15 protein-coding genes and 1 rRNA gene are annotated in these 18,171 nt (G+C 34.9%); 10 read left to right on the top strand and 6 right to left on the bottom strand.

Annotation, left to right across the window (positions count from 1 at the left end; all coding sequences use genetic code 11):
- Positions 1–57: 57 nt before the first annotated feature.
- Positions 58–2,199 carry a S9 family peptidase gene (locus BA768_RS10970; protein WP_065720776.1) on the bottom strand — a complete coding sequence of 714 codons (2,142 nt, stop codon included), beginning with the start codon at positions 2,197–2,199 and terminating at the stop codon, positions 58–60.
- Between the two features lie 415 nt (positions 2,200–2,614).
- Here BA768_RS10970 and BA768_RS10965 point away from each other — a divergent pair, with 415 nt between their 5' ends.
- The 3 genes from BA768_RS10965 to BA768_RS10955 all read left to right on the top strand — a co-directional run bounded on the left by BA768_RS10965 (position 2,615) and on the right by BA768_RS10955 (position 5,287).
- A complete protein-coding gene (locus BA768_RS10965) occupies positions 2,615–3,127 on the top strand; it encodes a YceI family protein (RefSeq protein WP_034672506.1) in 513 nt (170 codons plus the stop codon).
- A 114-nt stretch (positions 3,128–3,241) separates the two neighbouring features.
- Positions 3,242–4,069 (top strand): 4,5-DOPA dioxygenase extradiol, encoded by an 828-nt coding sequence (gene ygiD, locus BA768_RS10960; RefSeq protein WP_065720812.1) that lies wholly within the window; start codon positions 3,242–3,244, stop codon positions 4,067–4,069.
- Between the two features lie 48 nt (positions 4,070–4,117).
- The gene (locus BA768_RS10955) at positions 4,118–5,287 is read left to right on the top strand and encodes a carboxypeptidase-like regulatory domain-containing protein (RefSeq protein ID WP_065720775.1); all 1,170 of its coding nucleotides are present in this window, start codon (positions 4,118–4,120) and stop codon (positions 5,285–5,287) included.
- A 58-nt stretch (positions 5,288–5,345) separates the two neighbouring features.
- Here the strand turns inward: BA768_RS10955 and BA768_RS10950 are convergent, their stop codons facing one another.
- Positions 5,346–6,851 carry a S8 family serine peptidase gene (locus BA768_RS10950; RefSeq protein WP_065720774.1) on the bottom strand — a complete coding sequence of 502 codons (1,506 nt, stop codon included), beginning with the start codon at positions 6,849–6,851 and terminating at the stop codon, positions 5,346–5,348.
- A 283-nt stretch (positions 6,852–7,134) separates the two neighbouring features.
- Between BA768_RS10950 and pfkA the strand changes: the two genes are divergently transcribed.
- Positions 7,135–8,121: a 6-phosphofructokinase gene (gene pfkA / locus BA768_RS10945; protein WP_034672511.1), complete on the top strand. Its 987-nt coding sequence runs from the start codon at positions 7,135–7,137 to the stop codon at positions 8,119–8,121.
- Between the two features lie 33 nt (positions 8,122–8,154).
- Positions 8,155–9,159 (top strand): type I glyceraldehyde-3-phosphate dehydrogenase, encoded by a 1,005-nt coding sequence (gap, locus tag BA768_RS10940; RefSeq protein WP_034672512.1) that lies wholly within the window; start codon positions 8,155–8,157, stop codon positions 9,157–9,159.
- A gap of 78 nt (positions 9,160–9,237) precedes the next feature.
- On the opposite strand, the gene BA768_RS10935 is transcribed toward gap, so the two are convergent.
- Both BA768_RS10935 and BA768_RS10930 read right to left on the bottom strand, forming a co-directional pair.
- Positions 9,238–11,145, bottom strand: coding sequence for a hypothetical protein (locus BA768_RS10935; protein WP_065720773.1), 1,908 nt, complete (start codon positions 11,143–11,145; stop codon positions 9,238–9,240).
- Positions 11,146–11,323: 178 nt separating this feature from the next.
- Positions 11,324–12,187 carry a glycoside hydrolase family 25 protein gene (locus BA768_RS10930; protein WP_083206643.1) on the bottom strand — a complete coding sequence of 288 codons (864 nt, stop codon included), beginning with the start codon at positions 12,185–12,187 and terminating at the stop codon, positions 11,324–11,326.
- 64 nt (positions 12,188–12,251) lie between these two features.
- Here BA768_RS10930 and BA768_RS10925 point away from each other — a divergent pair, with 64 nt between their 5' ends.
- The 5 genes from BA768_RS10925 to deoC all read left to right on the top strand — a co-directional run bounded on the left by BA768_RS10925 (position 12,252) and on the right by deoC (position 16,656).
- Positions 12,252–13,514, top strand: coding sequence for an NAD(P)/FAD-dependent oxidoreductase (locus BA768_RS10925; protein WP_065720772.1), 1,263 nt, complete (start codon positions 12,252–12,254; stop codon positions 13,512–13,514).
- Positions 13,511–14,185: a tRNA (guanosine(37)-N1)-methyltransferase TrmD gene (gene trmD, locus BA768_RS10920; protein WP_065720771.1), complete on the top strand. Its 675-nt coding sequence runs from the start codon at positions 13,511–13,513 to the stop codon at positions 14,183–14,185. The genes BA768_RS10925 and trmD overlap by 4 nt, the downstream gene beginning before the upstream one ends.
- Before the next feature lie 290 nt (positions 14,186–14,475).
- A complete protein-coding gene (locus BA768_RS10915; RefSeq protein ID WP_065720770.1) occupies positions 14,476–15,420 on the top strand; it encodes an endonuclease in 945 nt (314 codons plus the stop codon).
- A 16-nt stretch (positions 15,421–15,436) separates the two neighbouring features.
- Complete coding sequence (locus tag BA768_RS10910) at positions 15,437–15,907, top strand: Lrp/AsnC ligand binding domain-containing protein (protein WP_065720769.1); 471 nt, start codon at positions 15,437–15,439, stop codon at positions 15,905–15,907.
- Between the two features lie 2 nt (positions 15,908–15,909).
- Positions 15,910–16,656 (top strand): deoxyribose-phosphate aldolase, encoded by a 747-nt coding sequence (deoC, locus tag BA768_RS10905; RefSeq protein ID WP_065720768.1) that lies wholly within the window; start codon positions 15,910–15,912, stop codon positions 16,654–16,656.
- A gap of 52 nt (positions 16,657–16,708) precedes the next feature.
- Here deoC and dusB read toward each other — a convergent pair whose 3' ends face one another.
- Positions 16,709–17,704, bottom strand: a complete 996-nt coding sequence (dusB, locus tag BA768_RS10900; protein ID WP_065720767.1) for a tRNA dihydrouridine synthase DusB — start codon at positions 17,702–17,704, stop codon at positions 16,709–16,711.
- Positions 17,705–18,087: 383 nt separating this feature from the next.
- A 5S ribosomal RNA gene (rrf, locus tag BA768_RS10895) occupies positions 18,088–18,171 on the bottom strand; the annotation flags it as partial.

Below are 18,171 nucleotides of genomic sequence, written 5' to 3'. Positions count from 1 at the left end.
TTGATAAAATTTTAATCAAACAAAAAATCCAGTCTAAAATTAGACTGGATTTTGTTATTATTTCTTTAGATACAAATCAAAATAGTCGGTGACTTTCTGCATCAGATGCACTCTGTCTTTTCCGATTACATTGTGCGGATGTCCCGGATAAACAAAATAATCCATCTGAATGCCGTGGTCAACTGCAGACTTGATGAACTTCATCGAATGCTGCCAAACAACCACATCATCCTGCGCACCATGAATCATCAGTAATTTTCCTTTTAAGTTCTGAACTTTATCCAGAAGATTTGATGTCGCATATCCTTGAGGATTTTCCTGTGGAGAATCCATATATCTTTCGCCGTACATAATTTCGTACATGCTCCAGTCGATTACCGGACCTCCTGCAACACCAACTTTGAAAACATCTGGTTGACGAAGCATGAAGCTTGTCGTCATAAATCCACCGAAACTCCAGCCGTGAATACCCATTCTTTCCGAATCTACATAAGGAAGCGATTTCAGATAATCAACTCCTTTCATCTGATCGTTCATTTCCGTTGTTCCCAAGTTTCTGAAAACAGCCTGCTCAAATTTAAGTCCACGGTTTGCAGAACCTCTTCCATCCATGGTAAAAATGATATAACCGTTCTGAGCCATATATTCATACCACAGGTTTCCTGAAGCCGGGAAAGAATTGGTTATAAGCTGTAAATGCGGCCCGTTGTATAAATAAACAATCGCAGGATATTTTTTATTAGGATCAAAATTGGTCGGAAGAATAATCTTACCGTACAATAAAGTTCCGTCATCAGCTTTCAGGTTGATGCTCTTTACTTCCGGACGAAGGTAATTCTTTAGTGGGTTTTCAGATTTTAGAAGATTTGTAGCTTTTAGAGTGGTTGTATTAAGAATATTTGCAACTCTTGGCGTTGTTGCGTTGCTGTAAGTGTCATATAAATAATTACCGTCATTGCTCAATATTCCTGAATGCATTCCTTCTGCATTATCTAATCTTTGTGTCTTGAAAGTATTCCAGTTGATTCTGTATAAATGTCTTTCGGTAGGACTTTCCTGTGTAGAAGCGTAATAAATCTCTTTTTTATTTTCATTAAAACCTAAAATATCGGTTACCAACCACTCCCCTTTTGTAATCTGAGCGATAAGACCTTTTTCTAAGCTATAATGGAACAAATGGTTGTAGCCCGTTCTCTGACTCTGCCAGATGAAATCTGTATTTGAATTCGGGAAAAATACCAACGGATGTTGAGGCTCCACATATTTATCACTTGTTTCTTCGAATAATGTATTGATGAAATTTCCTGTAACAGCATCATACTTATTCATTCTTAAATGATTCTGACCTCTGTTTAAAACACCCACAAAGATGAATTTAGAATCAGGACTCCATGTAACCGCAGTTAAATACTGATCTTTTTCACCTTCAATTTTCAGAAAAGTCGTTGACTGGTTTTTGATATTATAAACACCCAAAGTCACCTCATGAGAAGTTTTTCCTGCCATCGGATATTTTATATTGGTATTTACAGCAGGCGTTACAGACCAGTCGATAATCGGATAATCTGCAACCATGGTCTGATCCATTCTATAGAATGCTATATTTTCAGAATTGGGAGAAGGGAAAATTCCGGTATCGATTCCGAATTCGTTTCGGTGAACATTAGAAGCTCCGTTGAGAATATTTTCATTGGTATCACTTGTTACCGCAACTTCTTTTCCGTTTTTATTAATAAACAGATTATTACCTCTCGTGTACACCAAAGTCTGATTATCCGCTAAAGTTTTTACATTTTCAGAACGATCTCCAAGAACTACTGAACGTTTCACTTTCCAGTCACTACCCGATTTTTCTAACCAATACATTTGATTATTAGCTGTAAAATAGGCATCAGAATTGGTCGTAAACTTTACAGGAGGAAGTCCTTTCAGCTTGTTATCTGCAAAATTTTTGTTTACCTGTGTAAGGGAGATCAGCGTATCCTGCTTATTGGTTTTAATATCGGTGATCAGATAACCTCCTTTTACCCCATGAATGTAAGATTTGCCATCGTCCGACCATGAGAACTGTGAAATATTTTTCACAGCAAGATTGGTTCTTGTACCATTTACTGCTTCAGCCATGGTAAATTTCTGGGTTTGCGCCAAAGCTGTACCACCCAAAACTACCATTAATAAAGAAAATTGATGTAGTTTCATTTTTAAAAATTGAATCTGTCAAAAGTAAGAAATAAAATGCACACGTTAAGAAATGTTAAAATAAAACATTCATAAACTATGCTTTTACTAATTAAATTTTAATATTAAACTTTATAGGTTTTGAGAAGACTCCTGTTTTTTTCTTTTAAATGACAAATATTTTAATGAAAACTGAAATCATAGCCGCGATTGAACGGCCTGTCTGAGCTCTTTCCCGGATCTTTAGCGCGGCGGCTTTGCCGCCGCGCTAAAGATCCGGGAAAAGCGAGTAGTGAAAGCGGGAATAGCTCCTAAAAAAAATGACACACCATGAAATTCAACCTGCAAGTGATTTTCTTATCCTAAATCAATGTTTAGGGTATCATTATTGCCGTAGATTTGCTTCAATAAATAACAACATAAAAAAACAACAACAATGGCTACAAAATGGAATTTAGATCCGGCTCACAGTGAAATTACTTTTAAAGTAAAACACATGATGATCTCTAATATTAAAGGAAACTTCACCAATTTCAATGCTGAAATTGATGCTGATGATGATACTTTTGCCAACGCAAAAACAACTGCAACCATTCAGGTAGACTCTATTTCTACACATAATGCAGACAGAGATAATCACTTGAAATCTGCAGAATTTTTCAATGCAGAAGCTAATCCGACAATTACTTTCGAATCTACCGCGCTAAACAATTCTATTACAGGAAATCTTACCATCAATGGAGTTACTAAACCTGTAACTTTAGATGTAGACTTTGGCGGAATCAATGTAGATCCGTGGGGAAACACAAAGGCTGGATTCTCTTTCGAAGGGAAAATCAACAGAAAAGATTTTGGTCTGAACTGGAATGCAGCTCTTGAAGCAGGAGGTGTAATGGTGAGTGAAGATGTGAAAATTGCAGGCGAATTGCAGTTTGTAAAACAAGCTTAATTTAATCGATTTCTGCAAGCCGAAAAGTTGCGGAATAATGAAATCAATTATTTTTTAAATCATAAAGGTTCAGGGCATTTTAAAAACCTTGAACCTTTTTTAATCTCAATAAAAATGAATCTTAACGATCTACAGAATATCAGCAATGAATTGAATAATTCGGAGAAAATGCCGGTTCTTTTTCTCGGACATGGTTCTCCGATGAATGCAATTGAGGAAAATCAATTCGTTCAAGGATTCCGGAATGTGGCAAAAGAAATCCCGAAACCAAATGCGATTCTCTGCATTTCTGCGCATTGGTTTACCCGGGGAACGAAAGTTACTGCGATGGACATGCCTAAGACTATTCATGATTTTGGAGGTTTTCCGCAGGCTTTGTTTGATGTGCAATATCCCGCTCCCGGAAATCCCGAATTGGCGAATGAAACAACAGAGCTTCTGAAACCTGTTTTAGTTGAAGAAGATCACAATTGGGGACTCGATCATGGTGCGTGGTCGGTCATTAAACATATGTATCCGGATGCAGACATTCCTGTGATTCAGTTGAGCATTGATTACACAAAACCTCCGCAATATCATTTTGATCTGGCTAAAAAATTAGAAAAACTGAGAGAAAAAGGTATTTTAATTATCGGCAGCGGAAATATTGTTCATAATCTTAGAATGATCGACTGGCGAAATATCAACACCGTTGGAGCGGGTTGGGACTGGGCAATCGAAGCCCGCGAAAAAACAAACAACTGGCTTCTCGACGGAAATTTTCAGAATCTGATCGATTATCAGAAGCAAGGAACTTCATTACAGTATGCAATTCCTACACCCGATCATTATCTCCCACTCATTTATTCTTTAGGTTTAAAAAATAAATCGGAAGATCTGGTTTTGTTTAATGACGATTTAATCGGAGGTTCTTTGAGCATGACAAGTGTAAAAATAGGTTAACGACCAAATATTTTCATTATCACTATAAATTTAGTAATATTGTTTACCATGAAAAAAATAATATTACTTTACTTACTGTTGTGTCCCCTATTCCTACTTTTTTCTCAAACGATAAAAGGCAGAGTCGTTAATGATATTGACAAACCTATTGCGAATGTCAATATTTATCTCGACGGAACCACAACAGGAACAATTTCCGCCGCAGATGGGACGTTTGTATTGAATATTCCTCCAAAAACAAACAACAGTGTCGTCTTCAAAAAAGATGATTACGAATCTTTCACTGCAAACAGCTCAGATGTTATGAATAAAAACCTGAAGGTTGTTCTGCTAAGAGCTAAAGAAATTGAAGAAATTGTAATCATTCCTTTTACTGAAACTGCCTACAAAAACTACATTCATTATTTTCTAAATAATTTCATTGGTGAAGATAAAGCCAATGTTAAAATAAAAAACCAACGCACCTTAAAATTCTCTTATGATAAGCAGAATAAAATTTTAAGGGTAAAAGCTCCACAAACTTTAATAATAGAAAATAAAAACCTGGGTTATACAATTGAATATAAGTTAGAAGAGTTTGTAGCAGATTTTGAAAATAAAATTACCACTTACTATGGAACCAGCTATTTCAAATCAACAAAAAATACGGATAAAATAAAACTCAACAGAATGAATGCTTATGACGGAAGTGCATTTCATTTTATGAGAAGTCTCTATCAAGGAAAAGTAAAGGATGAAGGATTTGTAGTAAATCAGATAACCAAATTCCCAAATTCAAAATATCCTACTGATGAGGAATTAGAACAGCTTAAAGATTTTACGAAAACCTTTAAAGCCACAAAAACGATTACTGTCCCTGATAACATTCAGGATATTATGAACCGTAAGAATAATGAACCAAAATATCGAGTTGCTGTTACGAAACCTAATATTTCTGAAACAGATTATACAAAAAAAATTGATGACAGAGTGATTTTAGATTTTAAAGATATTATTGAAATAAAACACGATAAATATTTTTATGAGTTTAATAAAAATGAAATTGTAAAGAGCAAACTTCCTATAAAACAGATGTCTCATGTACATTCTAATGACGAAACCTTTGAAATATACAGCAACGGAAACAATTCGAACCCTACCAATCTTTTGTATCAGGGAGATTTTACTAAAAATAAAATAGAATTTCTTCTTCCTTTAGATTATCAGTTAGGAGATTAATTTAAACCAAAAAAGCTTCCAAAACGGAAGCTTTTTTATATTTAAAAACAACTTAAAATTATTGTACAGCCTGTAAAACATTAATATTTCCATAGCCGTAATCAGCATTTTTAGTCGGATAATAGGTTGCAGACTGTCTCATTTTATTTAAAACCTGCTCTCTCGTCCATGACGGATTTTTAGACCAGACCAAAGCTGCAATTCCTGCCGTAGAAGCAGTTGCCACGGATGAACCACCCACATAATCGGTTTGGCCATTGTAATAACTCAACACCGGAATATTATTTCCTGAAGATCTTTCCATCTGATAGGTAAAATCAATTTCTGATCCTGAATGACAGACATCACACTTCTGATTCGAAGTATTTTCTTTTACTCCGGTAATAGCCTGCGTTTCGGACATCCAAGCCGGAAAAATTACGCCAACAAAAGTTGTAAAGTTTGTGGAAGTTCCGCCTGCGCAGAAAATCAGTTTTCCTTTTGAATACGCATATTTTACACCGTCTTCAATTTTTCCGACAGAAAAAATATGTCCCATAGACATAGATATTATTTTTACACTTGTCGTATTGGCAAGATTGGTAAAAGCGATTTTTACCCCTTCCTGTTCGTGGTATCCGTCCAAAACAACATTTGATGCTGCTCGGTAAGAAATCAAATTTGCATTATAAGCAATACCAACCGGTTGTCCCTGATTATTTCTCGGAGCCGCCATCGCCGAAGCCATACTCGTTCCGTGACCGCATTTATCATCTGCTCCGTCATAGCCAGAGCTCCACGGCCAAACCGAATCTACGTAAACTCCATTTTTGCTGATTGTTCTTCCTGAAGATAAGCCATTATTAAAACTCCCGCTCAATAAACTTTGGTTAAAAGAAACTCCGGAATCAATTAATCCGATGGTAACACCTGATCCTGTACTGTAATTCCATGCGCTTGTAATATTGTGCTTTGCAAATGACCAAGGCGCTTTTGCATTTGGGGAAACTGTAGTATAATCTGATGCATTTAAAGCTGTGGATTCAAGACCGCAACCTGATGAACTGCTGCTGGATTTCGCCGAAGCTCCGTTAATTTTGTTTTCATTTTCAAAATAACGGTAATCTGCAGGCTCAAAATAACGGATTGATTTAAGTTTTCTTAATGCTATAACGGTTTCCTGTTTTTCAATATAAACATCAATCTGATTTAGATATTCATCGGAAGCCATAAGAACTCTTTCTTTATTCCCTTCATATTGTTTTATAACTTCTAAAATTTCATTCTGCAAAGCTTCAGAATTTGAAGATTTGCTTCTGTCAAAATCTTCTTCTGAATCGCCAAAACCGATAGAAGCTATTTTATTTCCCTGAATAATTCCGCTCCATAAAAAATGTGAAGAAGCCTCATTCCACGAGAATCTCCCTTTTGTTTTTGTAGTTTCATTAATCTGCTCATTGATTTGTCTCGCACTCAGCGGATCGGTCTGAATAATCTCTGCTTCAGCCTGATTAGTCTGAATTTCTTCTCTGGAACATGAACCCAACGCAAAAAGCGTGAGTACATAGAATACACATTTCTTCATAGTAATAGATTTTAAATTTGGTATCACAAGATATTAATTTCTAATGATATACAACTGTTAATACTATGCTTTACAGAACAGTTTTCTATATCTTTAACTAAATAATGATTCCATTTTTGTTTTTGTAATTAATAAAAAACAAGCACAAAAAGAGATTGGTAATCTTGTATTTAATCATAATTTTAGATGCGCACAATTAATTTTTCTTTATCAAAGTTATTCAGAAGAATCTGCTATTATCTGAACTTGTTTTCGTAAATTTGTGTTTGAAATTTTTTACTAAATGAGAGAAAGTGCTGTAAAAAAAATTGCAGTTCTTACTTCGGGAGGTGATTCTCCCGGGATGAACGCAGCATTAAGAGCGGTGGTAAGAACCGCAAACTATTACAATATCGAATGTTACGGAGTAAGAGAAGGCTACAATGGTCTTATTCATGATGATTTCCTTAAAATGGGGCCTCGTTCCGTAAAAAATATAATCAATCAGGGTGGAACTATTCTAAAATCTGCCCGTTCTCAGGAATTCAGAACCAAAGAGGGTCGCCAGAAAGCTTTTGAAAACTGCCAGAAATTAGGAATTGACGGCTTAGTTTGCATTGGCGGAGACGGAACTTTTACCGGTGCAAAAATTTTCAACGAAGAATTCGGAGTCAGAGTAATCGGAGTTCCAGGAACTATTGACAACGATATTTTCGGAACAGATAACACGATCGGATACGATACTGCTTTGAACACAGCAATGGATGCCATCGATAAAATTCGTGACACCGCAACTTCGCACAACAGAGTTTTCTTTGTAGAAGTAATGGGTCGTGATGCTGGTTTTATTGCTTTAAACAGTGGTTTGGCAACCGGTGCTCTGGAAATTTTAATTCCTGAAAGAAAAGACAGTATTGACGATTTATTCATTAAATTCAGAAATGCCGAGAAAACAGGAAAAGCTTCAAGCATCGTGGTTGTTGCTGAAGGTGAAAAATTAGCGAACGTTTACGAACTGGCTGAAAAAACAAAATCAGAATTTCCTGATTATGATATTCGTGTTGCAGTTTTGGGACACATGCAAAGAGGTGGTTCACCAAGCTGTGCAGACCGAGTTTTGGCAAGCAGACTGGGTTATGGAGCAGTCGTTGGATTAATGGACGGAAAGACCAATGTAATGGCAGGAATGCGTTCAAATGATCTGACCTACACTCCGATTGAGGAAGCCATCAAAAAACACAATGAAATCAATAAAGATCTATTATTGATCTCAGAAATTTTAGCAATCTAATATTTTATATAATTTTTAAAAAATCAAAACACTATGTCAACAATTAAAGTAGGTATTAACGGGTTTGGTAGAATTGGTCGTCTTGTTTTCAGAGCAATGACTGAAAGAGACAACATCGAAGTAGTAGGAATTAATGACCTTATCGATGCTACGTACATGGCTTACATGCTTAAATATGATTCAGTTCACGGGATTTTCCCGGGCGAAGTTTCTGTAGAAGGTAACGACCTTGTGGTAAACGGAAAAAGAATCAGAGTAACTGCTGAAAAAGACCCAAGCAACCTAAAATGGGATGCAATTGGTGCAGATTACGTTGTAGAATCTACTGGTTTATTTTTAGATAAAGAAAGTGCTGCAAAACACATCGCTGCAGGTGCAAAAAAAGTAATTCTTTCTGCTCCTTCTAAAGATGATACGCCAATGTTCGTAATGGGTGTAAACCACAAAGAACTTACTGATGATGTAAAAATCTTATCAAACGCTTCTTGTACCACAAACTGTTTAGCTCCTTTGGCTAAAGTAATTCACGATAACTTCGGAATTGTAGAAGGTTTGATGACAACAGTACACGCTACAACAGCAACTCAGAAAACAGTTGATGGTCCTTCAATGAAAGACTGGAGAGGTGGTAGAGCTGCTCTAAACAATATTATCCCTTCTTCTACAGGTGCTGCAAAAGCGGTAGGAAAAGTAATTCCTTCTTTGAACGGAAAACTTACAGGTATGTCTTTCAGAGTACCAACGGTTGACGTTTCTGTAGTGGATTTAACGGTGAGAATCGAAAAAGCTGCTTCTTACGAAGAGATTTGTGCTGTAATCAAAGCCGCTTCTGAAGGTGAATTGAAAGGTATTCTTGGATACACTGAAGATGCTGTAGTTTCTCAAGACTTCATCGGAGATAAGAGAACTTCAATCTTCGATAAAGATGCAGGGATCATGCTTTCTCCAAACTTCGTAAAACTTGTTTCTTGGTATGACAACGAAATGGGTTATTCAAACAAGTTGGTAGATATGTTGATTCATGCAGCTTCTTTGTAATTGATAATTCATCATCGATAAATAATAAAAAACCTTCCATTTGGAAGGTTTTTTTGTTTTATTTATTAGTCAGTCTTGTCAATCTTTACCACTCACGGTTCTATTTCCAATCGCAAATTTATAACCAAACTGAAATTGATAAAATGCCTGATTATTTGAACTTCCCAAGTAATTATAGGTAATTAGTCGTGCAAATATTGCCTGATTGGGACTTCCGTTAGGATGATAAAAAACCTCCGCTTCATTTCTAAAAATAGGAATAATAGGTGGTAACATAATTTTTTCGGATTGATAAGTATTAAAATTCTGAAAATCATACCATGAAAATTCAGCTTTATAATCAAACCCGAAGTTGTTAAACCTTTTTGTCGACAAATGTAAACCACCACCAAATCCCATAGCTTTGACACTTTTAGTAATGGTATCACTTACAGTATGAATATTCATTTCAGAAATATTATAATTGAGTAAACCATACAAACTCAAACTTACCGGAGCGTTTTTATTCTGCCATTTTAAGATTTCCAGATCCAATCCCATAACCAGATAACGTTTTTCTACTAAATCTATATCGTTTTTCACCTCATAATTCGTATTTGTGCTGTCTAATTTTGTCTGCACATAGCGCGAATCTTTTTCAAAACGAGAATAATTTACAGAGGGAGAAACAGCCGGAAAATATTCAATCTGTCCTAAAGTTTTTTTACTTCCAAAAAATCGGAAAGGATAAGGAAATAAATAAAATTTAGCTCTTCCTTCAACTTGTGCTAAACCATTTTGAGAATCTCCGAAAAGGGTCAGAAAATCTGTATAAGCTCTTAGTTCTAGTATTTTTTCTAAATAAGTCTCCTGTTTTATCTGATAAACAGCATTCCCTTTTTCATTTTCTTCAGGTTTTGTAGGAAGCTCTAAAGCTATATCATGAGGAATGTAATGGTTTCCAACTTTATAATTGTAGCTCATAACATCAGATAAACTTATAAACAAATCCTTCATTTTTTCATCAGTGTATTCCCTATATGCATCGTATGAAACTTTTCTGACAGAGCTTTTATAATTCATCATTTTTCTCGTACCAAAACTTGAAAAGAATAAAATACTTATTCCTATCTGATTTGTAAAAATATGCTCATTCCCTTCACCATCCTCTACAAAAACTCTTATATCACAAAAATAGCCGTCTTTAATTTCGACATCTAATTTTTTGAATTTATACCTTAATTCCGGTTGCAATATGTAATCTCCACAGTCATATTTCTTTTCAAGAACAAAATGATTAATCTTTTTAAGCTCCGTTATGCTATCCTCTATTATTTTTCTTCTATTGACATCTAAATTTTTATTCTTATCAAGAAAAATCTGTTTGGTTTTCACTTCATTTTTGGCTGCTCTTATCTCTTTACTTTTAAAGTACTTATAAAAATAAAATTCTTCTTTATGTTTCGGGACTATAATATCCCCAAAATAGCTTTTTTCACCTTTGTTATTAATGACACTTCGAAGGATTTGGGAAGTTTCATCATTTTTACCTTTAAAAATATCTTCTTCTAAAACTTTATTTTTACCAAAATACATATAGACATTTGTATCGACTTCTTCATCTTTCTTAGCAGTTTTACTAAAAACATCGCTTTTATAACCAAACCATTCATCAATTTCCTGCTCACTAATTCCTTTATCGAGTAAGATCGTTTTATTAGCTAAATAAAGCTGATAATTTCTAGCAAGCGTATCATTATATACTTTTGCATCTTTATACTGTTTCTGTAATTTTGTAAAATCTTCATCAAGAGACTGTCCGGAAAAATTTTGTTTAAGCTGAGTTAATTTCTCATTCGTTTCATTATAAAGTGCTCGGAATTTTTTGTGAAAACTATTCAGCTTTAGAATTTCTTTTTTAGCATTATCTTTTTCGGTTTGGGAAATTTGGGAGAAAACCATTCCCGCCCATCCAAGCAGAAACAGCAATACAATTTTTGTTCTCATAGTTATTTTGTTTTTTAGTTATGATTTAACTACACACAAAAAACATCAACTATGAATTACAATAATTATAGCCGAGTTTTCAGGTTCATTAGTTTATCACAAATTTTGGAATTTTTATTAAATAAAAAAATCACCCTTTTGGGCGATTTTTACTATAATTTAAAATATTAATATTTCATTAATCCAAAGTCATACTTTTCAGCGACCAGATTCCACCATTGTAAATATTCAAATCGATTTTAGAATTAATTCCATACACAATTCCGTTTTCTGTGAACTGCCAGAAATGCCATTGATCTTCGGGAGATGGCTGTGGAACATCATTGTAATTGGCAAGCCAGATCGGGTAATCATCAAACTCACCTCTCAAAAAATCTTTGTAATAATGATAATAGGTATAGATAATAGGTTTTTCACCATATGTTTCTTCCACAATTTTGCACCAGACTTTTAAATCTTCAATCAGCTTTTTATTAGATTTGCTTCTCGGCATTTTTTCAATATCTAAAACGGGTGGTAAATCTCCGCTTTCAAGCTTCACATTCTCTAGAAAATTATTAGCCTGAATGACCGGATCTTCATCTGCTCTGTAAAAATGGTACGCCCCACGAATCAGATTATGTTCTTTTGCAGAAGTCCAGAATTCATCAAAATTTTTATCGGCACTTCGATTACCCATTGTTGCTCTCATCACAACAAATTCAAGCTGAATGGTTTTATTTCCGATACTTAAACTATCCCATTTTATATCTTCTGTATTTTGATAATGAGAAATATCAAAACCATAAGTCTTATCGAGATTATTTGAAATAATTTTCTGAATTCTCAGAGTTTCGTTTTCGCTGTTTTTCAGCTTTTTATGAGTGAATTTATTAAAATAAAGAGCATAATAATAACTTATTGATTGCTTTAGATATAAACCTGTTCCGATAAGTGCAATTAGCAAAATAACAAGCAGGATTCTGCGACGGAAAAAATAGTTCTTCCGCCTTGTTTTATGAAGGTTTCTGGCAGTTTTTTTGGTGTACTTTTTCGGGCTCATAAAGTTTTGCAAAACTAACTTTTTAAGTCTGAAAATACTAAAAAAATCAGTAAATTTGAGTATTATGGAAACACGCGAAAAGATCATCATCATCGGAGGAGGTTTTGCGGGACTGCAGCTTGCAAAAACGCTGAACAATAAAAATAAAAAAGTCATTGTTCTCGACAGAGTAAACCATCACATGTTTCAGCCGCTTTTCTATCAGGTTGCTTGTGGACGAATCGAACCTTCGAATATTTCTTTTCCTTTCAGAAAAATCTTTCAGCAATCCAGAAATACCCAGTTTCGTTTGACGGATGTGAAATCAATCGATCATGCCAACAATAAAGTCATCACCGACGAAGCAGAGTTTACTTATGACAAATTAATCATCGCAACCGGCTGCAAAACCAATTTCTTCGGAAACAAAGAGCTTGAAAGTAAAGCTTTCGGTATGAAAAATACTCAGGAAGCCATCAGTATCAGAAATCATGTATTGATGACTTTCGAAAAACTGATTCTTGAGAAAAGCCGCAGCGACGACGGAAACTGGAATATTGTTATTGTCGGAAGCGGACCAACCGGTGTAGAATTGGCAGGTGCATTTTCGGAAATGAAAAAAGAAATTCTTCCGCGTGATTATCCTTACATGAACTTTGATCATCTTGAGATCATTCTAGTAAGCTCCACCGAAAAGCCACTGGCTGTAATGAGCCCGGAAGCTCAGGAAAAATCTGAAAAATATTTAAAAGAATTAGGCGTAAAATTTCTCAGTGGTGAAGTTGTAACTGATTATGATGGTGATAAGGTTTACTTAAAGAGCGGAAAAGATATTCCTTCAAATAATGTAATCTGGGCCGCAGGAGTTACCGGAAATGTCGTTGATGGTTTTCCTTCCGAAAATTTAGTTCGAAACAGATATATTGTTGACCGTTACAATAAGGTAAAAGGCTACGAAAACATTTACGCAATCGGTGATATTGCTTATATGGAAACTCCAAAATATCCGCAAGGTCATCCGCAAGTTGCCAATGTTGCAATCAATCAGGCAAAAAATTTAGGTAAAAACTTTCTGAAAAAAAATAAAAGCGAATGGGTAGAATATGAGTATAAAGATCAGGGATCTTTAGCCACCATCGGAAAGCACAGAGCCGTTGTAGATCTTCCATTCATAAAATTTCAGGGACTTTTTGCATGGTATTTTTGGATGTTCTTACATTTAATGCTTATTTTGAGCGTCCGAAACAAACTGGCAATATTTTTTAACTGGATGTGGAGTTATTTCAATAAAGATTCTTCACTTCGTTTAATCATAGCGCCAAACAAAAAAAACAATACGCAGCAATGAGAATTGACATTATAAGCGTACTTCCCGAGTTGATGGAAAGTCCGTTTAAAACTTCTATTTTGAAAAGAGCAATAGATAAAGGAATCGTAGAAGTACATTTTCATCAGTTGAGAGACTGGTCGGTCAACAAACACCGGCAAATTGATGATGAACCTTATGGAGGAGGCGCAGGAATGGTAATGATGATCGAGCCTTTGGATAAGTGTATATCTGAGCTTAAATCTCAAAGAGATTATGATGAAATCATTTATTTAACGCCGGACGGAGAAACTTTAAACCAGAAAATAGCCAACACGCTTTCCATAAAAAATAATCTGATCTTTTTGTGCGGTCATTATAAAGGTATCGACCAGCGTGTAAGAGATTTACATATCACAAAAGAAATTTCTATCGGGGATTTTGTTTTAACAGGCGGTGAATTGGCAGCTTGTGTTTTAGCAGACTCGATCATTCGCCTTGTTCCTGGGGTTTTGAATGATGAGCAAAGTGCATTGACTGACAGTTTTCAGGATGATTTGCTTTCGCCACCAATCTATACAAGACCGGAATCCTACAAAGGACTGGATGTTCCGAAGATTCTTCTCAGCGGAAATTTCGCTAAAATAGAGGAATGGAGACACGAACAAGCCGTAAAAATTACCTCTGAAAAGCGACCTGATCTTTTAGAATAGCTTCAAAACCTTTTATGGTACTTAGTTTTCGATTAAAAATTTACATTCTTTATCACACCATATAGATTTTCATTCTACCTATATCACTTTTACATGGATTATTTTTTAATGATTAATCCGTGTTTTTTTTCGGAATTTATGTTGTAGATTTGTGACTTATTTGTCATTATAATAATATTTTAAGTTTTAAAAGATAAATTTAATTTAAATCTTATTTTATATTAAAATTTTTAATATATTTAAAATGACAAATGAGATTTAAAGTTTACTGCAATTAGAAAAATGTGTTGATGGAGCTTTTTGCTTTTTACAATGTAGAAAATTTATTCTTGCCTGATCCGCCACAGATTCACAAACTCGATCCTACCAAATCAGGATTAAGAAGCTGGGACGATAGAAAGTACAGAGTAAAGCTTTCGAAAATTGCTCATGTTTTTCGACTGATGAAAGAAGAAAACGGGATTTTACCTGCCATCATCGGCTTATGTGAAATTTCCGGGAAAAAAGTTCTCGAAGACCTTATACAGCTTGATCCTTTCGATTCTCAATACGGAATTGTGCATTACAATTCTCTCGATGAAAGAAAGGTAGATGTCGCACTTCTATACGACAAATCTAAAGTTGAGATCATAGATTCTGAAGCCATCACCTTCTTTTTTGAAATTGTAGATAACAGACCGGATAATTATGACACCACAAGGGATGTTCTTTATGCAAAATTAAAATGCAACGGAGAACTGATGAATGTTTTTGTAGCTCACTTGCCCTCAAAGCGGGAAAAAGACATCAATCAGCCCAAACGAAACTTTATAATGAAAGAAATTCGTAACAGAATTATAAGCATCATTCATAAAGATCAGGAAAATGTCATTTTGTGCGGTGATTTTAATCAAAACCCGGATGATGAAAATTTAATTAACATTCTTTATGACGATTCACAGGAAAAGATTTTACACAATCCTTTTCAAAAGCTGTTTTCAACTAAAAAATATTCAACTTTTCATTATAAATCCGGATTACTGTTTGACCAGATTATGCTCTCAGATTCTTTTTTCAGAGGTGATGCGGCATTATCTTTTCAGGAGGCTAAAATTTTTAACCCTGAAAGTATGAGTACCAAAAATAAGGGATTTGAAGGCAGGCCTTTCAGAACCTATGCAGGAACAAGGTATCTTGGCGGATTCAGTGATCATTTTCCGGTTTTGGTGACTTTTAAAAGAAAAGATTTGAGTTAAAATAATAAATATTAAGATGAAAAACACAAACAACACAGTTTATCAGTTAGACCCTCTGGATAAAGAAATTATTTATATGCTAATGGATAATTCTAAAAGTTCCCTGGCTTATATTTCTAAACAAGTGGGTATTTCTACAACAGCTGTGCACCAAAGAATCAAAAAACTGGAACAGGCCGGTGTTATTGAAAATTCTATCTCATTTTTGAATCCCAGAAAAATAGGATATAAAGTAGTTTCATACATCGGAATATTTCTAGATCAGCCAAGTCATTACAATGAAGTAGTAAAGTCTTTAAAAGAAGTAAATGAGGTTGTAGAAGCACATTACACAACAGGAAATTACACCATCTTTATAAAAGTATTATGTAAAGACAACGACCATTTAATGCAGATTTTAAGCAAACTTCAAAAGTTAAAAGGCGTTACCAGAACTGAAACTTTCATATCTTTGGAACAAAGTATTTCAAGACAACTGAAAGTATAATTATTATGAACATTGCGCAATATTTAGATTCAACCTATTTAAAAACACTACAACAATCTGGTCTTTCTAAAGGAGAAACATTACAGAAAGTGAAAGATTTAGCTCATGAAGCTATCGATCACAAGATTTTCGCCGTGATGATTCGCCCTGATTATGTCTCAGAAATTAAAAGTTTTTTAAATGAAAGGAAATCTGATGTTGTATTAGGAACAGTGATTGGTTTTCCTGAAGGAACTTACTCTGTTGAAGAAAAATTAGCTGAAGCAGAAAAAGCAATTCATGACGGAGCGGATGAGCTGGATTTTGTCATCAATTATAATGCATACCTTAAAAGTGATCTGGAGCTAATTAAGAATGAATTTCTAAAATGCACGCAATTGTGCCTTCTTCATCATAAGATTGCCAAGTGGATTATTGAAATCGCTGCTTTGACAGATCAGCAAATTGCAGATATTACTAAACATATTTCCTCTTGGGCAGAAGAAAATTTCAATCCGGAAGATTTAAAGAATATTTTCGTAAAGTCTTCTACTGGTTTTTTTGAAACTCAGGATGGAAAACCTAATGGAGCTACTTTTGAAGGAATAAAAATAATGCTTGATAATGCAGGTAAACTTCCCGTAAAAGCTGCAGGTGGAGTAAGAACTCCCGATGATGCCGAAAAGATGATTAAAATGGGTGTTAAAAGAATCGGAACATCTTCTGCATTAGCTTTGATAAGTAATGAATCTTCATCAGGCGGATATTAAACTAAAACTTTCTGAAATAATAAAACCCATCGTAATGATGGGTTTATGTTTTTTATATTTGAGCTTGATATTCTGCGTAAAACTCCTGAGTTTCTTGAATCACAACGTCCATTTCCTCTAAAGTAAATACTTCGAGGAATTTTCTTCTGAAATCTTTAAAATGTGGTATTCCACGGAAATAATTACTGTAATGCTGTCTCATTTCAATTAATCCTAATTTCTCGCCTTTCCATTCTGCACTCCATTCGGCGTGTTGACGAACCGCCAATAAACGATCTGAGATCGTTGGAGCAGCCAAGTTTTCACCAGTCTTAAAGAAATGTTTTATTTCATTAAAAATCCACGGATATCCGATGGCAGCACGGCCGATCATAATACCGTCACAAGCGTATTTCTTTTTATATTCTAATGCTTTTTCAGGAGAATCGATATCACCGTTCCCAAAAATAGGAATCTCAATATTTGGATTTTGCTTAATTCTTGAAATATGATTCCAATCGGCTTCACCTTTATACATTTGTCCACGCGTTCTTGCGTGAATGGTTAAAGCTTTAATACCTGTTTCCTGAAGACGTTCTGCCACTTCATCAATGTTGATTGAATGACTGTCCCAACCCAAACGAGTTTTCACCGTCACCGGTAAACTTGTAGAATTAACAACAGCTTTCGTTAAACGAACCATCATGTCAACATCTTTCAAAACGCCCGCTCCAGCTCCCTTACAAACTACTTTTTTTACAGGACAACCGAAATTAATATCAACCAAATCCGGATTCACCGTTTCCACAATCCTTGCAGACATAGCCATCGCTTCTTCATCTCCCCCGAAAATCTGAATTCCAACTGGTCTTTCATAATCGAAAATATCCAGCTTTTTTCTGCTCTTAATGGCATCACGAATTAACCCTTCAGAAGAAATAAACTCTGAATACATCAAATCTGCGCCATGCATCTTACAAAGACGTCTGAAAGGCGGGTCACTCACATCCTCCATCGGAGCCAACAAAAGCGGAAATTCCGGCAGTTCTATATTGCCAATTTTTATCATGGTGCAAATTTACGAATTTTCAGACTTTATACAATTTAATAATATCTATTACTCTGATTCTTAAAGAAAGTATTATAATTCATCGTTATTAAACATACACAGCTGTTTCGCTCCTACGGAGCTCATGATTCTTACCGCACACATTTTCCTACAAAAGTACCGCTCCTACGGAGCGGTACATTCATTTGTATTTGAAATATTAAATATCAAATCAATGATTTAGATTTTTTAATACTGGATATTGAGTTTTTAAATATTGAGCTTTAAGTACTGAATTTTAAATGTTGAATACCAAATCTTAAATCTCGAATCTCAAATATTGAATATTCTGTTATAAACGAAAAAAGTCTCATACAAATACATGTATGAGACTTTTGTAAAAAAACTGGCGGCGACCTACTCTCCCGCTTTCGCAGTACCATCGGCGCTGGTGGGCTTAACTTCTGTGTTCGGAATGGGAACAGGTG

The organism is Chryseobacterium sp. CBo1 (assembly GCF_001693475.1).
GTDB lineage: Bacteria > Bacteroidota > Bacteroidia > Flavobacteriales > Weeksellaceae > Chryseobacterium > Chryseobacterium formosense.
Note: the sequence above shows the minus strand (reverse complement) of the source record. Positions and strands in the feature narration are given on the sequence as shown.

Bases quoted from the DNA above. Each gene is read 5' to 3' on its own strand.
- BA768_RS10935 (WP_065720773.1), bottom strand. From the start codon at position 11,145: ATGAGAACAAAAATTGTATTGCTGTTTCTGCTTGGATGGGCGGGAATG.
- dusB (WP_065720767.1), bottom strand. From the start codon at position 17,704: ATGATAAAAATTGGCAATATAGAACTGCCGGAATTTCCGCTTTTGTTG.
- BA768_RS10970 (WP_065720776.1), bottom strand. From the start codon at position 2,199: ATGAAACTACATCAATTTTCTTTATTAATGGTAGTTTTGGGTGGTACA.
- BA768_RS10915 (WP_065720770.1), top strand. From the start codon at position 14,476: ATGGAGCTTTTTGCTTTTTACAATGTAGAAAATTTATTCTTGCCTGAT.
- BA768_RS10930 (WP_083206643.1), bottom strand. From the start codon at position 12,187: ATGAGCCCGAAAAAGTACACCAAAAAAACTGCCAGAAACCTTCATAAA.
- BA768_RS10955 (WP_065720775.1), top strand. From the start codon at position 4,118: ATGAAAAAAATAATATTACTTTACTTACTGTTGTGTCCCCTATTCCTA.
- pfkA (WP_034672511.1), top strand. From the start codon at position 7,135: ATGAGAGAAAGTGCTGTAAAAAAAATTGCAGTTCTTACTTCGGGAGGT.
- BA768_RS10925 (WP_065720772.1), top strand. From the start codon at position 12,252: ATGGAAACACGCGAAAAGATCATCATCATCGGAGGAGGTTTTGCGGGA.
- BA768_RS10910 (WP_065720769.1), top strand. From the start codon at position 15,437: ATGAAAAACACAAACAACACAGTTTATCAGTTAGACCCTCTGGATAAA.
- BA768_RS10950 (WP_065720774.1), bottom strand. From the start codon at position 6,851: ATGAAGAAATGTGTATTCTATGTACTCACGCTTTTTGCGTTGGGTTCA.
- ygiD (WP_065720812.1), top strand. From the start codon at position 3,242: ATGAATCTTAACGATCTACAGAATATCAGCAATGAATTGAATAATTCG.
- BA768_RS10965 (WP_034672506.1), top strand. From the start codon at position 2,615: ATGGCTACAAAATGGAATTTAGATCCGGCTCACAGTGAAATTACTTTT.
- gap (WP_034672512.1), top strand. From the start codon at position 8,155: ATGTCAACAATTAAAGTAGGTATTAACGGGTTTGGTAGAATTGGTCGT.
- trmD (WP_065720771.1), top strand. From the start codon at position 13,511: ATGAGAATTGACATTATAAGCGTACTTCCCGAGTTGATGGAAAGTCCG.